At 44.8% G+C, this 19060-nt stretch carries 14 protein-coding genes and 1 pseudogene; 5 read left to right on the top strand and 10 right to left on the bottom strand.

What is annotated here, in order from left to right; all coding sequences use genetic code 11:
* Positions 1-19: 19 nt before the first annotated feature.
* The 6 genes from FCL46_RS15340 to FCL46_RS15315 all read right to left on the bottom strand — a co-directional run bounded on the left by FCL46_RS15340 (position 20) and on the right by FCL46_RS15315 (position 4550).
* Positions 20-328 carry a thioredoxin family protein gene (locus FCL46_RS15340; RefSeq protein ID WP_136806745.1) on the bottom strand — a complete coding sequence of 103 codons (309 nt, stop codon included), beginning with the start codon at positions 326-328 and terminating at the stop codon, positions 20-22.
* 28 nt (positions 329-356) lie between these two features.
* Entirely contained in the window at positions 357-1283 is a 927-nt protein-coding gene (locus tag FCL46_RS15335) for an NAD(P)/FAD-dependent oxidoreductase (protein ID WP_136806746.1), read from the bottom strand.
* A gap of 482 nt (positions 1284-1765) precedes the next feature.
* Positions 1766-2446 (bottom strand): 4Fe-4S binding protein, encoded by a 681-nt coding sequence (locus FCL46_RS15330; protein WP_136806747.1) that lies wholly within the window; start codon positions 2444-2446, stop codon positions 1766-1768.
* Between the two features lie 117 nt (positions 2447-2563).
* The gene (locus tag FCL46_RS15325) at positions 2564-3418 is read right to left on the bottom strand and encodes a hypothetical protein (protein ID WP_136806748.1); all 855 of its coding nucleotides are present in this window, start codon (positions 3416-3418) and stop codon (positions 2564-2566) included.
* A gap of 53 nt (positions 3419-3471) precedes the next feature.
* Positions 3472-3813: a DUF4405 domain-containing protein gene (locus tag FCL46_RS15320; protein WP_136806749.1), complete on the bottom strand. Its 342-nt coding sequence runs from the start codon at positions 3811-3813 to the stop codon at positions 3472-3474.
* Positions 3814-3860: 47 nt separating this feature from the next.
* Positions 3861-4550, bottom strand: coding sequence for an outer membrane protein (locus FCL46_RS15315; RefSeq protein ID WP_136806750.1), 690 nt, complete (start codon positions 4548-4550; stop codon positions 3861-3863).
* Between the two features lie 99 nt (positions 4551-4649).
* On the opposite strand from FCL46_RS15315, the gene FCL46_RS15310 reads away from it, so the two are divergent.
* Entirely contained in the window at positions 4650-5555 is a 906-nt protein-coding gene (locus FCL46_RS15310) for a LysR family transcriptional regulator (RefSeq protein ID WP_167505833.1), read from the top strand.
* A 19-nt stretch (positions 5556-5574) separates the two neighbouring features.
* On the opposite strand, the gene FCL46_RS15305 is transcribed toward FCL46_RS15310, so the two are convergent.
* A complete protein-coding gene (locus FCL46_RS15305) occupies positions 5575-6204 on the bottom strand; it encodes a DUF3786 domain-containing protein (RefSeq protein WP_136806752.1) in 630 nt (209 codons plus the stop codon).
* Positions 6205-6828: 624 nt separating this feature from the next.
* Entirely contained in the window at positions 6829-8172 is a 1344-nt protein-coding gene (locus FCL46_RS15300) for a tetratricopeptide repeat protein (protein ID WP_136806753.1), read from the bottom strand.
* A 523-nt stretch (positions 8173-8695) separates the two neighbouring features.
* Here FCL46_RS15300 and FCL46_RS28895 point away from each other — a divergent pair.
* From FCL46_RS28895 to FCL46_RS15285, 3 genes and pseudogenes are all read left to right on the top strand, one after another.
* Positions 8696-9240 (top strand): annotated as a pseudogene (locus tag FCL46_RS28895) (Fic family protein); the annotation flags it as partial.
* A gap of 531 nt (positions 9241-9771) precedes the next feature.
* The gene (locus FCL46_RS15290) at positions 9772-11079 is read left to right on the top strand and encodes an ABC transporter substrate-binding protein (protein WP_167505834.1); all 1308 of its coding nucleotides are present in this window, start codon (positions 9772-9774) and stop codon (positions 11077-11079) included.
* Positions 11080-11172: 93 nt separating this feature from the next.
* Positions 11173-14202, top strand: coding sequence for an ATP-binding protein (locus FCL46_RS15285; protein ID WP_167505835.1), 3030 nt, complete (start codon positions 11173-11175; stop codon positions 14200-14202).
* 324 nt (positions 14203-14526) lie between these two features.
* Here the strand turns inward: FCL46_RS15285 and FCL46_RS15280 are convergent, their stop codons facing one another.
* Together FCL46_RS15280 and FCL46_RS15275 are read right to left on the bottom strand one after the other, a co-directional pair.
* Positions 14527-14913 (bottom strand): cytochrome c3 family protein, encoded by a 387-nt coding sequence (locus FCL46_RS15280; protein ID WP_136806756.1) that lies wholly within the window; start codon positions 14911-14913, stop codon positions 14527-14529.
* 65 nt (positions 14914-14978) lie between these two features.
* Positions 14979-16667 (bottom strand): FAD-dependent oxidoreductase, encoded by a 1689-nt coding sequence (locus tag FCL46_RS15275; RefSeq protein WP_136806757.1) that lies wholly within the window; start codon positions 16665-16667, stop codon positions 14979-14981.
* Between the two features lie 230 nt (positions 16668-16897).
* Between FCL46_RS15275 and FCL46_RS15270 the strand changes: the two genes are divergently transcribed.
* Complete coding sequence (locus FCL46_RS15270) at positions 16898-18529, top strand: sigma-54-dependent Fis family transcriptional regulator (RefSeq protein ID WP_136806758.1); 1632 nt, start codon at positions 16898-16900, stop codon at positions 18527-18529.
* Positions 18530-19060 lie beyond the last annotated feature (531 nt).

Raw genomic sequence — 19060 nt, 5'->3', positions numbered from 1 at the left:
CTATATAAAATATTGTGAATTAAGCGATCGCTTCAATTTCTTTAATGATAGCCGGCTTCTGTTTAAGGCCAGTAAGACGTTGTATTTCCTTGCTATCCTTCATGAAAAGCATGGTTGGGAAACCTTTGACTTCCAATCGTTCTTTGAGTTCCTTGTTTTCGTCAAAATCGATTGTGAAAATCTTGAAATCAGGATTCATTTTATCGATATCTTTAAGGACAAAAGCGAGCATCTTGCAGGGGCCGCAGGTCTTGGAATAAAACTTCACCAGCATTGGGTCAGATTTATCCATGGCATCGTATTCTTCCGTGTTGATTTCCTTGATCATTTTCTCTTCCTCTCTGTATTATTGAAGATCAGGCTCGTAAGCTTTCAACATATTTTGCGGCACTGTTGGCGGCTATTGCACCATCGGAACATGCGGTGACGATCTGGCGTAGTTTCTTGTGGGTGATGTCGCCTGCACCGTATATCCCTTTAATCGAAGTACTCATCTCATCATCGACTTCGATAAACCCGAATTTGTTTGTTATTCCAAGATTTTCAAAACTCTCCGAGGTGGCTTCTAGCCCGATGTATTCGAATACTCCGTCACATCTAACGTGTTGCTCGGTGTCATCTTCTTTGGTGGATTTGAAACGAACGCCATCTAAGGCTCCGTCCCCGGTAAATTCAAGGATGTCTTGATAGGGATGGACTGTCACGTTGGGGAGACTTCGTAACTGATCGCAGGCCTTTGGATCAGCTGTCAGATTGAACATCGTGATTATGGTGAGAGAGGTTGTAATTCCAGCAAGGTAGATGGATTCCTCAACTGCTGAGTTGCCTCCGCCGATAACGACTACATCTTTGTCTCTGTATTGAGCTCCGTCGCAGATAGCACACCAGCTAATACCGCTTCCAGAGAAGTTTTCCTCACCGGTAACGCCAAGTTTTCTTGGAACAGTGCCTGTTGCCAGGATGATGGTTCTGGTTTCATAAACGGTATCTTCCTCTTCACAGAGAATGGATTTTGTTGAACCGTTGTCACGTATTCCACGAACTGTTTTATAATCGAATTCAACCCCAAGTTCCTGAGTATGCTCAAACATCTGCATACTGAGTTCTGCCCCATTTATTTTTCCAGTGCCGGTATAATTTTCTATCTCATTGGTGTTAACCATTTGGCCACCCGGCGAGAGTCTATCGAGTAAAAGTACAGACATGTTCGCTCTGATTGCGTAGATAGCCGCTGTCATACCGGCTGGGCCAGCCCCGATGATTATAACATCGTATATTTTCATTACTGTCTCCTGGATACCGAAAGCGGTGGTATGCCCAAAACGAATCTTTATTAAATTGAGGGCTCATTCATGTTTTTTATGTCATCACTGCTTACGTTAAAGAAGATTTTCGAACTATGATGATGGTCATAAATGTGTAGCTTTGTTTCAGTAACGAAGGAAAATAAAACGACTTTTATGATCGTCGTCATAAAAGAGGGGGCGTTCGGTTGATGTAATACGCTTGAACCGTTATAAATGGGAGGAAAGTCGAGATTGTATTTTTGTTAGCACACAGAAAAGTGTACCACGTGAGTTGGCAACCCCCCATGTGAACGGAGGATAAAGAGTCATATTGAATTAACCGGAAGGTGATAATCTGGAATAGACTCTTGTAAACAAGAAGAGAAATTCATGAGGTCAGTGCTGGAGACTGATCTCATGAATTTCTAACCTGAGGTTGATGGACGTGTAAAGTGACTAACTCAGCTCAAGGATAGGAACTACATAGTTTTTGAACATTCGATTGCTTCTACAGGGCACGCTATAATACAGCTGCCGCACTCGTCACAACGCTCGCCCAGTACTTGGTAAACGTCTCCTTCCACAATGGCATTAAAGGTACACGCCTCAGAACACTCGCCGCAGGCAACACATTTATCAGGATCAATACGTGTCCCGGCCGCGCCTGCAGTCTCACCGCCAAAAGCGAATCGTTTACGCAGGAGTTTATGATCACGGTTCTCCAACTCGAAATCATAGTCGAATAATTCACCCTTTCCCTTAAACATACAAAAAAGCTTCATTGCTGGATAACGTGCTGCCTCGTCCTGGGAATACTGGTGTAACTCACTGCCTGCTGCAGCTTTATCGTGTATTTCAGCGTTAGAAACCTCGCGGGCCTCACCAGTAATACGTAACATAAATCCTGGAGGCCAGTATGGTTGACCAGCTGCATTTTTGCCTTCTTTTCTTCCTGACGGGTAAATGCCGCAAATGGAAATCTGCGGATTACTTTTCAGTTGGCGATAGAATGGCTTAACGTCCATTGTCAGAAAGTAAATACCATCATCATCACCGCCGCAGATGCTGATTATCCGACTGTGCATAGTGCCTTCATCAAGAGTTGTTATGGTTAAACTCCCGATCTTGGATAAGGCTGAATATACATCATTCAAATTCATGTGTAATACCTCGTATATCACCTGCACTCAGGTTGTGTTTTTTTCTCTATGAGTGGTGTTGAATACAGATTTACGCAGATAGCGTGAGAGATTTATCACCACCGATATAGAGAGCGTTTAATTGAATATTTTACCTGTGATGGCCTCAAGGTTTTTCTCGCCATCGAGTCCAGGATAGGATTTCTTCATCTTTGCGATAAACTCTTCACCATTTGCAGCTTCATTTGCGGCAATCTTCATTGTTTGGAGGTAAGTGATATGGAATTCAAGATCATTTACCTTTCCTTTTCCAGGGAAGTGAGAGCCAACAAAGAGTACGTACCCATTTTCCTTTGCTTTCTGTGCATCTGTAAGTGCGCCATCAATAGCGTGTATGCTGTTGATGTGAAAAGGTGATGGATGACTGTTCTCAGCCGGTGCAAAATGTTGATAGAGGACCTTGCCGTCAATATCGATATTGACTCCCGGCATTCCAGGCAGTGAGGTAGGGAACAAGGTGTAGGAAACAGCATCGATTTCCAGTGTGCTGTCGCTGGAAATGACAGCGTCAAATTGGATGATTTCTACATCCATCTGGCCTTTGAATGCCTCTTTAAAATGGGCAAGCATTCCTTTCGAAGCATCACTGTGGAGGAATGCCTCCATAGGTTTGGTTATTACTGTTTCACCTTCCTTGTAGGTCTTCAATCCGGCTGGATGAAAACTGACAAGAATTTTTTCGACAGGTTTGCCAAGATTTTTCACATAGCCGCGTAGTTCATCAATGTTTGGTTTGAATCCTTGAGGCTCCAGGATGACAAGTTTTTTCTCTGATTCTATAATAAAGGAAACATCGCCCAGAGGGTCATTTGACAGATAGGTGTGAAGGGTGAAATCTTCGAATGTATCCACTGAGAAATGGGATTGCGACATTCCTATGCCAGGTGCGGCGACTACAAAAAGGGTGATGAGCAGTAAACACAATTTTTTCATTTTCTGACCTCTTTTCATCTGCTGTGATATGTTTTGATTTACGTTATACCGGTCTATTGCTGTGACTCCATCTGCGACATTATATGTTGAATCTGTTCAATTTTTTCTATGTCCAATGGCTTGTTTATGCCAACAACAAAGAGAAAAATGAGAGCAACTGATAGGGTCGCACCAAGAACAACCACTTTTTTGTTTTTCAGATAGTTCTTGATCGGCTTGAAGTTCAGGTATGCATGAAGACACCCGGCAAGAACCATGATGATTCCGAATATTTTATGCACAGGGTGCATTTGCAGTTGAAAACTGTAGCTATTCAGAAAAGTCATTAATAATCCTGAAGTGCCGAGTGCAATTAATGAAAATACCAGTGTGATTGATGCACATTGTCTCAGCATATTTGTATTCTCCCTTTGTTGTTAGTCTTCGGATAGAAAAAGTTGTTTTAAAAAAGATAGGTGATACCAACAGTGATTTCGTGTGAACTGAGATCATAATCGATCCAATCACCATTGATGTCGACCCCGGTAGATATATCGCCCATATCAATATATTGATATTCAAGGCCAAGAAGGAGGTTCTCTGTCAGATTGTAATCAACACCTGCTCCTATGGACCAGGCGAAGGTAGTCTCTTCATTATCGGGATACTGCCAGCGATCAGTGAAGCCAAAGGTGGTAAATGTTGGTTGAATATCAAGGTCTGCTCGTGCATCTGAGTAGGCAATACCTACGCCACCTTTTATATACGGTGTGAATTTGGTTGTGTTGTCAAATTCATAGATAAGGTTGGCCATGATTGTGGTTGTATCCACCTCGCCACCTAGATTGAACATTTCAGGGGAGCGTGAGTTAAGGCCTGCGAGATTGCCATCTTCCGTTTCCTGGCTTCTAAAACGTGCCTCTGCTTCCACCCTGAATGCATCATTGATGTAATAACCAACTGCCAGGCCAGCCACGACACCTTCATCAAAATCATAGCTTGGGGTATTGGCCGAGTTTGTTCCCGCGTGGGATGCTTCACCATCCGGAAGCAGTACGCCCAGGTCGGCGGACATATACCAACTGTTGCCTGCCATGGCAGAAGAGGCAGTAAAAAGAAGAGCTGCTGTAAGAATGGTTTTTTTAATAAACATCTGTTCGTCTCCAAATTTGAGAAATGTATCCTTTAGGTTGTCGGGATCATTATGCGATTTTTATTGCATCAGAACAACAGATGGGTTCTCATGTTATGTATGAAGAAAATCGATTGGTTGTCACTGGACGGAAAAAGCCTGCGTGTATTTCTCACCGTAATGGAAGTTGGTACTATCACGGGTGCTGCGGATAAACTCGGTATTACACAATCAGCTGTGAGCCATACAGTAGAGAAGCTACGTGAAGTTGTTGGGGATCCGCTTTTTATCAGGTCGGGAAGAACTGTCTCCCCAACATCTTACTCGTACCAAATGGCTGAAAAGGTAGAGCGGATACTGGGCGAAATGAAAAGCCTTGTTCAAACGTCCTCTTTTTCTCCTTTAGAGAGCGAAATAGATCTGGTTATCGCTGCCAACGATTTCCAGTCCAGTTTGCTTATGCCCCGTTTCTATGAACAGGTTAAAGGGAAACTGAAACGTTTTAGTCTCGAGGTTATCTCCCCTCAGGTACCAACCGTTGAACTCCTGCGTGAAAAGAAATGTGATCTGGGCATTACCGGGTTCAGGCCTGACTCAGCAGATATCATGCAAAGGCCTCTTTTCCCTATGAACACAGTTGTTTTTTATGATCCAACGATGAGAGACGCGCCAAAAGATATGGAGGATTATTTACATTCCGGACATATAGGCCTCTCTTTTTTGCGGAGATTTAAGGGAGGGGTGGATGATACGTTAGAGAGCAGGGGACATCCTCGCAGAGTAGAGATATCTGTTCCAAATTTTTCGAGTTTTGCAACCTACTTGAGAGGAACAGATATGCTGGCAACCCTGCCTGTATTAATGAGGCTTACCGAGATGAGGGATTTTGCATTCGCTCCGCTGCCTTTTCCTTTTTCTGCAGGAAAAATGAATATGATCTGGCATCAATCTTACCAGGAAGATGAACAACACAAATGGTTGAGGAAAGAGATGATTGAAGTCGTTCATTCATTTCCAGAGAAATAAGTGTATCTCAAGAAACGGCTCAGTACCCATTGGCTGCATCAATCAAGGTTCGTGTGAAATATCCAGGCAGGAATCCCAAGCATTTCAGCCCTAATAAATCGAGCGCTTTACTGTCGAACAAGATCTGAATATCGGCCGGAAATTCTTCATCTTCCTCATAAAAGATGATCTGTATGAGGATGTTAGGGAGAGCGTGAAACAACCACACATGTTTGCTGGAGCTGTCACTCTCTTTTGGAATGCCACCAATCTTCAATGCCGCTTTAACCAAAAGCTCGTAGTCGTCACCGAATGTATGTAGTAAAGGCTGCTTAACGCTTTTGCTGATGTGTTGTTCTCTGCCGATATTAAAACCACCAAGGTGACTAAAGGGGACAAAATCAAATGAGGGTGCTCCGGTCGATTCTGACAAAAGATAGCTGACTACAGCCAGTTTTTGCTTAAAAGAGATAGGCCTCTCGTCGTGAACAGTTACACCCTCCTGATGGATCAGGTAACTCCTGCCGAATGACTCTATTATGACCTTTCCATCTGGTCGAAGTGGCAGATCTTTACAGGTCGCAGTCTTCTTGAGATCAAGCATGTTAAGCTGCACAAGTAAGTCGAGATAAATCTTTTCTTCGCCACTGATATGTATATTTTCATTCATAATATTTGCTTGGTATCAACTTTTATAGATCAGCGCAAGATTATATGGATTAATTTCAAACCACAAGGTTACAGAGTTATCATAAAAACTGAAGAGATCGTATCAGGAAGACAGAAGTAAAGCTCAAGGCAGAAGTGGAACGGTTGGTCAGATAGAACTACTTGTTCACTTGAGTCGGTAACAAGTAATTCCCTCATTTACTTTTCAGGCAAAAGAAACAAAGAGAAAAAATACTGCAAAGGATGGTGTGATGAGCGTTGTTCGGCTCCAATCTGAAACTAATTATCCCCTCACTGAAATACGTAAGGAAGGGCAGAAGTTCACATTTTGCACTCACTTAATATAAAAAGAGGCCTTATCGGAATTTTCCATAGGGCCTTATTTCTTACATATATATAATATGTAAGAACCAGTAATTGATCATGATTGTAGAGGTGGTTGCTGGTGTGTAACTATTTTCTATCTCTGCTCTGGGTTATGACCTTTTGTAGATGGATTGAGCAGCAAAGGGGCAGGAAGGGGGATGTACTATGAACACAACTTTACGCCTGATAGACATCTATCGCCAGGATCTTAAACACCTGGCACATGTAAACTAAAACGATAAGTAACTTTATGAAACGATTACTTATACCTCTTTATTTGGGCAACAAATAATAATCCTTTGACCGGATTGCCCGATTGCTTTCTGATATCAGATTCGGTTTCTACCAATACTTCCAAGCCATATTGTTCGAGACAGTTTTTAATATAGTGGTGGGAATGTGCGTAGCGACCGGTGGGGAATAGGCGGTAGTCGTCGCTGCTCTCTTGGAGATTTTCAACGGAAAATGCGATTAGTCCATCGTTTGCAAGAGCAGAAGATATGGACTTGATGATTGGCTGGAGGTTCCCGAAGTAGACAAAAACATCAGAGCTATAAATCAGGTCAAATTTTTTCGGGAAATTCCAGTCTTGTAGCATGTCAAAAACATGGAGGAAGTCATAGATATTCTTTTCCTCTGCCTTTTCAACCATTTTTGAAGATACATCCACTCCCGTGAGTTTTTTTGCAAACGGACGGTAGAGTTGGGCGCCCAGGCCTGTTCCACAGCCAAGATCCAGGATATTCATTTCTTCAGTTAACAATGGGGTAACCAAATTAAAAAGAAGCTCAGGAGTCCTGTACTCCAGGTCATTTACCAGGATTTTTTCAAATGTACCTGCACACTGATCAAATATCCTGCGTACGTGTTCCACCGGTGCTGCATCAGGAGTTGCGTTCGTCGTCCCGAGGCTTTGGAGCATGAATTGTGCTGCCTCATCTTCCGGTTGAGTTTCAAGGACCTTTTTGTAATGTTCCTCCGCCTCTTGAAATCGTTTAAGTTTTTGCAGGGACATCCCGAGGTTGAAGTGGGCAGAAGAATAATCCGGTCTCAGATCTATTGCTGTTTTGTATGACGTTGAAGAATTCTCAACCATATTGAATTCATCCTGCGCCACCCCCAGGTTGTTCCATGCTTCGGCCATTTCAGGAGCGAACTTAACTGCCTTTTGAAAACAGGATAATGCCTCATCCGGGTTTATAGTCTCCCTGTAGGCGACCCCAAGATTGTTCCATGCCTGACCAAAATCAGGTTGTGCTTCCAGAACTGTCTTGTAGATAGTAATGGCACCCTGGTGGTCATTTTCCCGCTGTTGTAGCATCGCCAGGTTATAGCATGCTGAAATATTCAGAGGTTTCAACTCTGCTGCTTTTGTAAATGTCTTTTTAGCTTTGTCCAGCTGTCCGCTATCCAGATAAACAGTTCCAAGAGCATTCAGTACCTGGCCCCAATCAGGTGTCCTTTTCAGTACTTCCTGGTAGCCCTTCTGCGCCTCCGCCAGTCTTCCTTCCCGATGGTCAAGAGAAGCCTTCATCAGGATGGTTTGGGAATCACCTTGCAAACGTTTTGAGCGACGCAGATTCTTTTTAATTTTACGTGACATGTATTTTCTTTGTTTTTCAGTTGATGAAATATTGTGTTATGGCCCTGCTGTATAACAGTGGGAAGCATGTTACGCAAATAGTAATGAAATTAACAGAAGAAGTAGCATAAGTGGTAAACAGAGAAAGAACGACCTGCCCTCAAGCCTGGATCGGGGAACCTGATGATATTGAAAAGGTAACGCTATGATTCAGCCATATCTTCACTCAATTGTATATCTCAAAATTGAAGCTTTGCTACGATAGTGCAGATCCTCCTCCGCAAACACTTCACTCCCAAACTCTATGGCAGCAACGTGTACCTGCATAATCGTCTAATGTTACTGGCTTCTGAAAACAAATAATATCAATAATTGAATTTAAATAGCAAAGCCACTGACAATAGCGGGTGGCTTTGCTATCTTGCAGATGGCTCTATCAGCTGACTGCGAGAACTAAACCATCAAAGGGACTCTAAGAAGTTGCTCTCTATATCTGTAATTAAGGGGGAATGTTGATTTAGGCATTTCCCCTCCCATCGGGTGAGTTCACCCATTTGAAGACGGCAATGGACGGATTGCGCGTGCAATTGCGGATATGGCCCTGGCAAGGGCAGATGGAACGTCAAGCCGCTTCTATTCTATGTCAAAACAAATTGAGAAGGAACGCAAAGCATATTACACACAGCTTGAGAGACAACAAAAAGGCAGTGTCGATATTACGTTTTGGCTGTCCTGGTTTTTAAATTGCTTTTCGCATGCTATTGATAATGCCGAAGATACACTATCCTCGGTACTCTTTAAGGCTGAACTGTGGAACCGGATTAGTCTGATCCTGTGAATCAGCGACAACGCCTTATTATTAATCGCATGCTCGACAATTTCAAGGGACACATGACCACCTCGAAATATGCAAAGTGCGCCAAATGCTCACCGGACACGGCACTTAGAGATATGCGGGAACTCGTGTCCCGCCAGATTCTGATTCAAAATCCGGGTGGAGGACGAAGTACACGTTACCGCCTGATCACTTCAGAAGAACTTGAGGAATCTGATGATGGGGTGATAAGAAAGCAATCGAAAAGAACGTAATTGGGGATAGATCACGGTTTAAAGCATGCATAATGCCCGCAATTTAGTTTGCCTATTGTTACCTGTCAGGGAACATATCAAGTAGAAATACTTGGTGCTCGATTAATTTTGCCAAGTGTAACCCCATACATGCAAAGAGAAGAACAGGCGCTGAAAGATTCTTAGGAACTATCTTGAATTTCTCGTCGAGAAAAGAAGAGCCAAAAGCGGACCTGCCCCTTTTTTTTTAACTACACTATACATCTCTGGCAGGCTCTCCTTTACACGCATTTTGAATGTTGATATCCTATTATAAGGGATTGGTCGGATTAGACAACTTCGCAATTCGGCATGATAATTGCCGGATGCATCTTTACTTGCTGTAGCAAAAAGAATATCTGTAATTGAAAACTTACCTCCATTATTTTTACTGATATGTAAACCCAGGCCCAACGAACATTTATCGTTGACGAAAATCTCAGCATCTGGATAGCAGTGCTGATGATTGGTGGCCTGCTTCACAATATACTTCCTCTTAGAGGTTTTTTGCCAATGAAGTCATCATTCTACCGAATGATAATGGTCTTGCTTATGATGTTTGTGTTGGTGAGTTGTCAATCTGAACGTGATGACACCCCAGCAGATTCTCCCACTTCAGGAAAGACAACCCCCTTGCCGATAGAAACGGCTCTAGCCCCGGAAGGTGAATCTCCTCCGCCGGGTTTTGAAGACCAACAATGGGCCGATATTGTCAATATGGCCCGAGGGCAAACTGTGAATTGGTACATGTGGGGCGGCAGTCAGGAAACGAATGATTGGGTGACCGATTATGTGGGCAGTCGGTTGCGTGAACGCTACGGGATCACCCTCAATGCGGTTTTCAGCGATATTGTCGACTCAGTCGATACGGTCAGGCGCGAACATGCTGCTGGTCAAGATACGAACGGTGCTGTTGATCTGATCTGGATCAATGGTGAGAACTACCAGGCCATGCGAAAGGAGCAACTCCTCTATGGCCCATGGTCCCGGTATTTGCCCAATACCGTTTTTGTCGATTGGAACGACGAGATCATTGCCAAGGATTTCGGCCTTCCTGTAGATGGCTACGAATCACCTTATGGCAAAGGACAGATCGTGATCGCTTACGATCAAGCAAAGGTCAAATCTCCGCCCACAACAATTCCGGGCCTTGTGGAATGGATCAAAGCCAACCCCGGCAAATTTACCTATCCGGCCCTGCCGGACTTTACCGGAACCGCCTTTGTTTGTCATATATGTTACTGGGTGGCGGGCAAATATCAGTTTTTCCAGGAAGAATACGATCAATCCATTGCAGATCAACATCTTCCAGCGTGTTACGATGTTCTTAATGAGATCGAACCATTCTTATGGAACCAAGGAAAGACCTATCCCGCGTCGGCTACTGAGCAGGAAGCGCTATTCATAGCCGGCGAGGTTCTTTTTGATATCGACTATCAGGTGGCCAATGCATCCAGGCGCGTCGCCAGCGGCGTTTATCCGCCCCTAACTCGAACCTTTGTTTTTGAAAGTGGGACACTGGCTGACTCCCATTACGTCGCCATACCCTACAATTCTTCTAGTAAGGCCGGGGCCATGGTTGTGGCTAACCTCCTGCTATCCCCTGAAGCCCAGTTGGATAAGATCACTAAATGGGGCGATAGCCCCGCCGTGGACCCCATGCTGTTGCCAGTGGAATGGCGGCAGAAATTTAACCAACTGCCAAGAGGGGTGGCAACTCTTCCCTCAGGCATTTTAGCCGAACATCGTCTGCCAGAGCCGCGTCCGGAATGGTTGGAAGCTATCGAACGGGGTTGGGTTCAACATGTCCTCAATGACTAACCAGGCTACCACGGGAGCATATTGAAACGTCTAATCCCTATCAATCTGCAGGTCAAAGTCATACTCACCACCTTGATATTGGCCTTGGCACCGTTGATCATCCTGGCGTTGTTGAACAACCGGAGCGTCACCCAGAACCTCACGGACGTTGCCAATCAAACCTTAACCATAGCATCTGAACAGACCGCCAGCCGAATCGATCAGCTTCTGCTCGAAAACCTGCTGGAAATTCAGGCCGCCGGCCAGTTAAAACCTTTTGCTCAATATTTGAAATTGACACCTGAAAAGCGTCCAGGTAGCCATGAAGAGGCCCTTGTCTCAACGATTTTACGCACTCTGAGCCGAAAAAATTTCTTCATGTCGACGCCCTATGCCGTGTTGGATGCTGCCGGTATCAATGTTTTGGATACCCACTCGTGGAGTATGGGCAGGGATGAATCCCAGGAAATTTATTTCCGGGAGCCCCTTCAGACTGGTACCCCCTACATTTCACCAGTTCTCTTTTCTTCCAAAGTTACCCGGCAGGCATTCTTTTATGTCAGCGGGCCGATATTCAATGTTGCAGGTGAGGTGGTGGGAGTGCTGCGCATTCAATTGAATGTCGCCTTTCTGCAAGACATGATTGCCAACACTTCTGGATTGGCCGGTCCTGATTCCTTTGGTTTACTATTAGATCAAAATCACCTCATACTGGCCCACTCAAATAACCAGGATATGGCATTCAAGACCATCCGCCGATTAAGTGATTCACTACTCGATAAACTGCAATCTGCAGGCCAAATTCCCCAAATTTCTCAGGACAACCTGATTGTCAATTTGCCCGGTTTTGAGAAAGCATTGCAATCAAATACAGGCTCAGCGACGTTCACCGCCCCCTTGGCGCCAGGTTCAAATCAACCAGTTCAAGCCGCTTCAGCCTCGCTTGAGCAAACCAATTGGCGGGTAATTGTGGTCCAGCCCCGAGAGGCTTTCCTTAAGCCGGTCGGAAAACAGATTAATAGTACGCTATGGTTGGTCTCAGTCATTGGCATCGTAGTGATGGCCGTTGCGATAGTGGTTGCTCGTCAACTCACACAGCCTATTATCAACATGACCGACATCGCCCGTAAAATTGCCATTGGTGATTTGACGGTCCAGGTGCCGATCACCAGCCGTGATGAACTGGGCCATTTGGCTCAATCATTCAATGACATGGCTGGTCAACTACGGGAGTTGATCGGTTCACTGCAAAAAAGTGAAGAAAAATACAGACGATTGACAGAAAATGCCCAGGATATGATCTACCGGATGACTCTGCCTGAGGGGCACTATGAATATGTCAATCCTGCATCTATTGATCTTTTGGGATATACACCGGATGAGTTTTATCGTTCCCCCATATTAATAAAGGGATTGATCCACCCTGATTGGAGAAACTATTTTAAAGAGCAGTGGGCCAGGCTTTTAAATGGAGATGCTCCATTATCTTATGAGTATCAAATTATACATAAATCAGGTGAGGTTAAATGGTTGTACCAAAGAAACTTGTTAATCCGCAATGAGCATGGGGTGCCGATCGCGTTAGAAGCAATTGTTACCGATGTTACCGACCGCAAGCTGGCAGAGCAATCGCTTTTAGAATCACATAAGAGATTTCTTACAGTTTTGGATAGTGTTGATGCGAACATATATGTGGCAGATATGAATAGTTATGAGATTCTGTTTATGAATGAGCACATGAAAGAAAGTTTTGGACAGGATCTGACAAATAAAATCTGCTGGGAAGTTTTCAGGGGAGAGACCGGCCCTTGTTCAATTTGTAGCAATGATAAATTAATAGATGAAAACGGTAAACCTACAGATGTAGTTATCTGGCAAGACAAGAATCCTATAACAGGAAAATTCTATATAAATCATGATCGAGCTATTGAGTGGACTGATGGTCGCATCGTAAGACTCCAAATAGGGACTGACATAAGTGAATTGAAAATACTTGAGGAACAATTACATCAAGCTCAAAAAATGGAATCTATTGGCCGATTAGCGGGCGGCGTAGCGCATGACTATAACAATCTGTCCAGTATCATTATCGGCTATTCTGAATTGGCTCTTGAACAAATAAAGCCGAAAGACCCACTACGAAAAAATCTTGAAGCAATTTTAACAGCGGCAAATCGGTCGGCAGATATCACGCGACAATTACTGGCTTTTGCTCGCCGACAAACTATAGCTCCCAAAGTGCTTGACCTGAACAATAGCATCAATAATATGCTGAATATGTTTCGGCGACTTATCGGGGAAAACATCGATCTGAAATGGTTGCCGGGATCAGAAATTTGGCCGGTCAAACTTGATCCATCTCAGCTTGATCAAATCATGGCTAATCTTTGCGTTAACGCTCGCGACGCTATAGCCGACGTGGGAAAGGTTACTGTTGAAACCCAAAATGTCACCTTTAATCAGGACTATTGCGATGATCATGCTGGCTTTGTTCCTGGTGATTATGTGTTGCTTGCTGTCAGTGACAATGGCAGTGGAATAGAGCCTGATATCCTGGAAAATATTTTTGAACCGTTTTTCACTACCAAAGATCTTGGCGAGGGCACCGGGCTTGGGTTGTCTACTGTATATGGCGTTGTCAAACAGAATAACGGATTCATAAACGTCTACAGTGAACCAAAGAAAGGGACAACATTCAGGATTTATCTACCCCGGTATGAAGGCCAAACTGTTGAAGCTCACATGGACAATAATGTAGAGATTCCGTTAGGTCGAAACGAGACAATATTACTGGTCGAAGACGATGATTCGATTATGCAAATTGTGAAAAAAATACTCGAGACACTGGGATATAATGTACTGTCTACCACCAGTCCAGATGAGGCTATCCTATTGACCCAAAATCAAATCGAAGAGATCGCTCTTTTAATAACAGATGTTGTTATGCCTAAAATGAATGGTTTAGAATTATCCAGGCACATCCAAAGCATTTATCCGGATATCCAAATCCTTTTCATGTCCGGTTATACGGCTGATGTCATTGCCCATCAAGGCATATTGGAAGACGGCGTTTTTTATATATCCAAACCTTTTTCTAAAAGAGAAATAGCTGTTAAAGTGAGAGAGGTTCTCGATGCATGTTGACTATACAGTATTTGAGACTGCCAAGTAGATTATCGCATAAAGTGACAGGTTCCTCGGAGGCCGTCCGAGAATGACCATTTATTTACAGATAACGCTGTAGGAATTGAAAAGCCATTCTACAGAGGCTTCCTTTGCTCACTTGATTCACTATTTTCCCTAACCAGTTTATTGGATTCAAATGACAAAGCCACCGGCAATACCGGTGGCTTTGTTAATCTGCAGATGGGCCCACCACCTGACTGAGAGATCGGGGATTGGCGCATGCCGATTATTTTGTCGCATCAGGCAGCAAACCACGTTCCTACCACCGGAACACCATATTGCTTAAGGGACGACAAAATCAAATCTAGCATGACAAGGAAGACAGAAGTTTTCCGACTTCGAATGCTGCTGATGGCAGAGATTACAATCGGCCTCGGTGCCGTAATGGCGATTTTTGTGAGGATTGGTCGGTGTAATATTCGCTGTCTTTTCAGCTAATTCAGTCGTATCATGACACTCCAGACACTTTGCCATTGGTACTGCTTTTCTTTGGTTCTCGTCCCCATGACAATCTGCGCATGTAACATCCATGCCGGCATGGAACTGATCCAATGCAACGACCTCTTTTTTTGCAGCACTTGTCGCATAAACGCCGTTTGCAAAAATACCACCCAGGAAGATAGTACATGCAATGGCAAACACGAACGTATGCAGAGTAGTGTTATTCATTATTTCTCCAATCATAAATATTTTACAGGAACAGTCTTAACCTTTCCATTGTTCGTAATATTTGCCTACAGCTTCGCTACATGCTTTCCAGCCATATAGCCAAAGGTGTAGCATCTTCCCAGTGACAGTCCGAAGACTGTGAGCGGATAATCGACACCACCGTAGAAGCCACCGCCGAGATTACCGATCACATACAAACCTTTGATAGGCGCGCCATCAGCATTTAAGGCCTGATGATTCTCGTTGACTAACATACCAGAGCAGAGTGTTGAAACACGCACTCTGCGGTGAATACCATAGAATGGTGCTTTTTCGACTGGAACCAGGCGGTTGGCAGGTTTACCGAAGTCGTCATCTTTGCCGGAGGCGCAAAGCTCATTATAACGTTTGACACTCGCCACAAAGGTTGCCGGATCGCACTCAAGTTTCTTAGCTAGTTCTTCGAGGGTGTCAGCGACATGTGTATTAGTTTGCGATTCGTATACCCCATGCTTAGGCGACGGATCATCAGGCATATAATTTTTCAGCCCTTCAGGCGATATCAGTTTACCCGGCCAGTCTGCTGCCCGTGTCATATAATCTGCATCGAAAACCTGTGAATAGTGTCCGGCGTTTTTGGCGTCACGCAGATAGTTATTAAAAAGCGACATCGCGACTGTCTCATTGACGAATCGCTTGCCTTCACGATTTACGGCCAAAAAAGGCATATCGCACATTGAGGCAGGGCCTGCATCAAAATCATGTAACATCTTGGTGTGACCGATAGGCTCAATAACACCACCAGCCCAATAGGCCATGGCGAAACCATCACCGGTCCGATCCATCTGCTTGCGGCCAAAGTGTTTCAAATCGGGAATGAAGTAGTTACACATTGCCTCGTTGTTCTGGTAATCACCTGTAGCCAGAATAACTCCCTTCTTTGCCATGAACTTCGTATACTTGCCGTCCCGGCCCTTGGCGATAACACCGATGACTTCGCCCGATTTGCCCTGAACCAGTTGGGAAGCTGGCATATTGAAGAAGAATTCTACTCCAGCCTTCGCAGCAGTTTTGGCCAGGGCGCGCATACCGTCACCTGCGGTATACGGCTTAGGTCCAAAATATGAGGTCACATAATTCAGCGTATAGCCATTGACCTTGCGAATGGCAAACTGCGGTTTACTGCCCTGATCGACGACCGGTGAACCACCTTTTTGGGCACGGTCAACGACCCATTTTACTGCCTCACCGGAGTTGTAAGCCCATTGCCTGAGAAGGGCAGGGTTACAACGATGATTATTATCATTCATGAGTTTTGCAACCAATGCCTCGACGCCAGCCTTGTCGCTCTTCTCCAGGACAATACCAGAACCGGTATTCCCCTGCGAAACAGGCATAGGGTGTTTCTGGATTACTGCTACCTTAGCGCCATTTTCCGCGGCAGAAAGGGCGGCTGGAACTCCTGAAGCACCAGCACCGACAACGATTACATCAAAAGTCTTCGTTGAGGCGATGTCTTTGTCTGCAATTGGCTGAGGCTTCGGCATGAAATTTAGTGTCGCGCCACCATCAGAACTCTTGGCGAACTCGGTACACTGGTCTACCTGTGCCGCTTCAGCATTCTTCCCTGCAAGGCCGGTAAGCCCCATGATACCGATACCCGCGGCCCCCAACGCCGTGCAAGACAGAAAGCGTCGACGCGAGATACCGTTTTGGAGTACATTTGCAGTGTATTGATCTACTGCTGTTTCATCTTGTGAAGTGCCTTTGCTCATTCCTTTTTCTCCTTTTTCATCGATTCAATAACGTCTGCCAGCCAAAACACTCCTCTGTGTAATGATGGATACGGTATCGCTTTCTCACATTAATCAGATAAACGATGCGCTGATTAAGCACATTTCATGCCACTGTTATATGTCGCTAAATTTCGGAGGATTTCATCTATCCCTCTTGACAAACCATATCATTTTGATAGATAGGATTATCATTTTGATAAGGAGCAGACATGAAAGCGAACGACCTCTACCTGAAAGATCTTCTCGAAACTTCACCTGAAAGCGGCATCATCAGGTTACTGAACCAGCGGGTCGTGCTCCTGGACGCAATGGCACTTGGCTTACTGCAGAAGGAGCTTGTCGATTCAATAGGCACAGAGGCCGCGAGAACGATATTCTCCCGTTTCGGCTATGCACACGGATGGCGTACAGCAGAAAGTCTGAGGAAAGACTGGCCCGATCTTTTGCACAAAGACAGTTCCACCGGACCGCGACTGCATACTCTGCACGGCCAGCTCACGCACCTTTCCCTCGCTAGGGATACTGATGAAAACGGCCATATTATAATAAAATCCACCTGGAAAGATTCATATGAAGCGGAGCAATATCTCCTGCATCACGGTGTCCCGGAAGAACCGGTTTGCTGGACCATGGCTGCTTTTGCATCGGGTTATGTTTCAAACCGTACCGGGCAGGATATCTATTTTATAGAAATGGAGTGTGCGGCAAAAGGGGACGAGGTGTGCCGTCTTGTCGGCAGACCCAAGGAGCAATGGGAATCGGAGTATCAGGATAAGCTGAATTATTTCAAACCGGAAGCAATTGATTCCCTCTTGCCGGAACTCAACCAGCAGCTTAAAAACCTCGAGAAGCAACTCACGGTAAGAAAGAGACAGATCGCAATAGTAGACGAAGAAGTCGTGTACGAGAAGCTCTCAGCACGTAGTACTGCCATGCGTAAAACAATAGATCTCGCCAAACGAATTGCCAGGGTCGACTCCACCATCGTTATCAGCGGAGAAAGCGGAGTCGGTAAGGAAAAATTCGCCAGACTCATTCATGACAACAGCGACCGCGGCAATCGTCCGTTTATCGCTGTCAATTGTGGTGCACTTACTGAGTCTCTCCTAGAAAGTGAGCTTTTCGGATACATCAAAGGGGCATTCACGGACGCCGTCTCTGACAGGATTGGTCTGTTTGAAGCTGCTAACGGCGGAACTCTTTTCCTCGACGAAGTCGGGGATCTGCCTTACCCCATGCAGGTCAAGCTATTACGGGTTCTCCAGGAACGTGAAGTACGACGTATAGGTGACTCAAAATCACGACCGATCGATGTGCGTATACTCTCCGCAACAAATAAAAATCTTGCAATAGAGGTTGAAAATGGCCGGTTCAGACAAGATCTTTACTATCGGCTCAGAGTAATCGAATTAAAAATTCCGCCTATGCGTGAGCGAACGGAAGACATCCTGGCCCTCGCAAACCATTTTACCGAAAGCATTGTGCAACACACAGGCCGCGATTCTGTCACCTTCAGCCCTGCGGCGATAAAACAGATGATGGTCTACAGCTGGCCGGGAAACGTTCGTGAGCTGAGAAACAGCGTGGAGTATGCACTTGCACTCGCGTCATCTAACCGTATTGAACTGGACGACCTCCCCGAAGAGTTACAGAGACCGGCCCCTTTTCATGAAAATACTGCCTCCAGGACTCTCGCCGCCGTTGAGTGGGAACATATCCTCAAAGTTCTCGAGACCACACACGGCAATAAGGCACAAGCGGCAAAAAATCTTGGTATAGGGATAGCCACCCTTTATAGAAAGCTGAAACAATTTGAGAACATGACAGATAACAGATACTGATATTCCGTATTCCCCATATCAACTGTCAAGATTAATCCTGCCAGAAAAATTCACGCTGCACCCTGGTTGCATGAAACGTGGAACAGGCGATTTTTTCAGAAATTGCTGCCGGATCGGGTACTGATGAAGACATATCGTCACCTCGACGCCTAACATTTTGTTGCATCATTGGTGGTTGCGCGACATACCAACCCTCATAGTCAGAAAATATGCATCTGGATCTGGCATGTTTTGCTCTTTAGCCGACCTTGACATACCCTCAAAGAGATGAAATGATGTTTGAGAATCTGTATAAATATAGAACATTTGCCGTTAAGCGAAACGTCGATTTTCAACTGAACACGCAACTTCTGCATAGTACCATTTTTTTCAAAGAATCTCTTAATGGCCAAGTGTGTAAACAGGAGGGTGACTATGCTGGTGATCCATCCCAACATTTTTCAGTTCGTAAAACGCTTCTCTGGAAAAAGTGAAGAAATTGTGAGATGCTTGAATGATAAAGGGTTTTTCCAGACTCCCTGCAAAGACAAT

The organism is Desulfosediminicola flagellatus (assembly GCF_005116655.2).
Lineage (GTDB): Bacteria > Desulfobacterota > Desulfobulbia > Desulfobulbales > Desulfocapsaceae > Desulfopila > Desulfopila flagellata.
The sequence above is the reverse complement of the archived record's forward strand: the minus strand, read 5'-3'. Positions and strand labels throughout refer to the sequence as shown.

Bases quoted from the DNA above. Each gene is read 5' to 3' on its own strand.
- FCL46_RS15340 (WP_136806745.1), bottom strand. From the start codon at position 328: ATGATCAAGGAAATCAACACGGAAGAATACGATGCCATGGATAAATCT.
- FCL46_RS15335 (WP_136806746.1), bottom strand. From the start codon at position 1,283: ATGAAAATATACGATGTTATAATCATCGGGGCTGGCCCAGCCGGTATG.
- FCL46_RS15330 (WP_136806747.1), bottom strand. From the start codon at position 2,446: ATGAATTTGAATGATGTATATTCAGCCTTATCCAAGATCGGGAGTTTA.
- FCL46_RS15325 (WP_136806748.1), bottom strand. From the start codon at position 3,418: ATGAAAAAATTGTGTTTACTGCTCATCACCCTTTTTGTAGTCGCCGCA.
- FCL46_RS15320 (WP_136806749.1), bottom strand. From the start codon at position 3,813: ATGCTGAGACAATGTGCATCAATCACACTGGTATTTTCATTAATTGCA.
- FCL46_RS15315 (WP_136806750.1), bottom strand. From the start codon at position 4,550: ATGTTTATTAAAAAAACCATTCTTACAGCAGCTCTTCTTTTTACTGCC.
- FCL46_RS15310 (WP_167505833.1), top strand. From the start codon at position 4,650: ATGAAGAAAATCGATTGGTTGTCACTGGACGGAAAAAGCCTGCGTGTA.
- FCL46_RS15305 (WP_136806752.1), bottom strand. From the start codon at position 6,204: ATGAATGAAAATATACATATCAGTGGCGAAGAAAAGATTTATCTCGAC.
- FCL46_RS15300 (WP_136806753.1), bottom strand. From the start codon at position 8,172: ATGTCACGTAAAATTAAAAAGAATCTGCGTCGCTCAAAACGTTTGCAA.
- FCL46_RS15290 (WP_167505834.1), top strand. From the start codon at position 9,772: ATGAAGTCATCATTCTACCGAATGATAATGGTCTTGCTTATGATGTTT.
- FCL46_RS15280 (WP_136806756.1), bottom strand. From the start codon at position 14,913: ATGAATAACACTACTCTGCATACGTTCGTGTTTGCCATTGCATGTACT.
- FCL46_RS15275 (WP_136806757.1), bottom strand. From the start codon at position 16,667: ATGAGCAAAGGCACTTCACAAGATGAAACAGCAGTAGATCAATACACT.
- FCL46_RS15270 (WP_136806758.1), top strand. From the start codon at position 16,898: ATGAAAGCGAACGACCTCTACCTGAAAGATCTTCTCGAAACTTCACCT.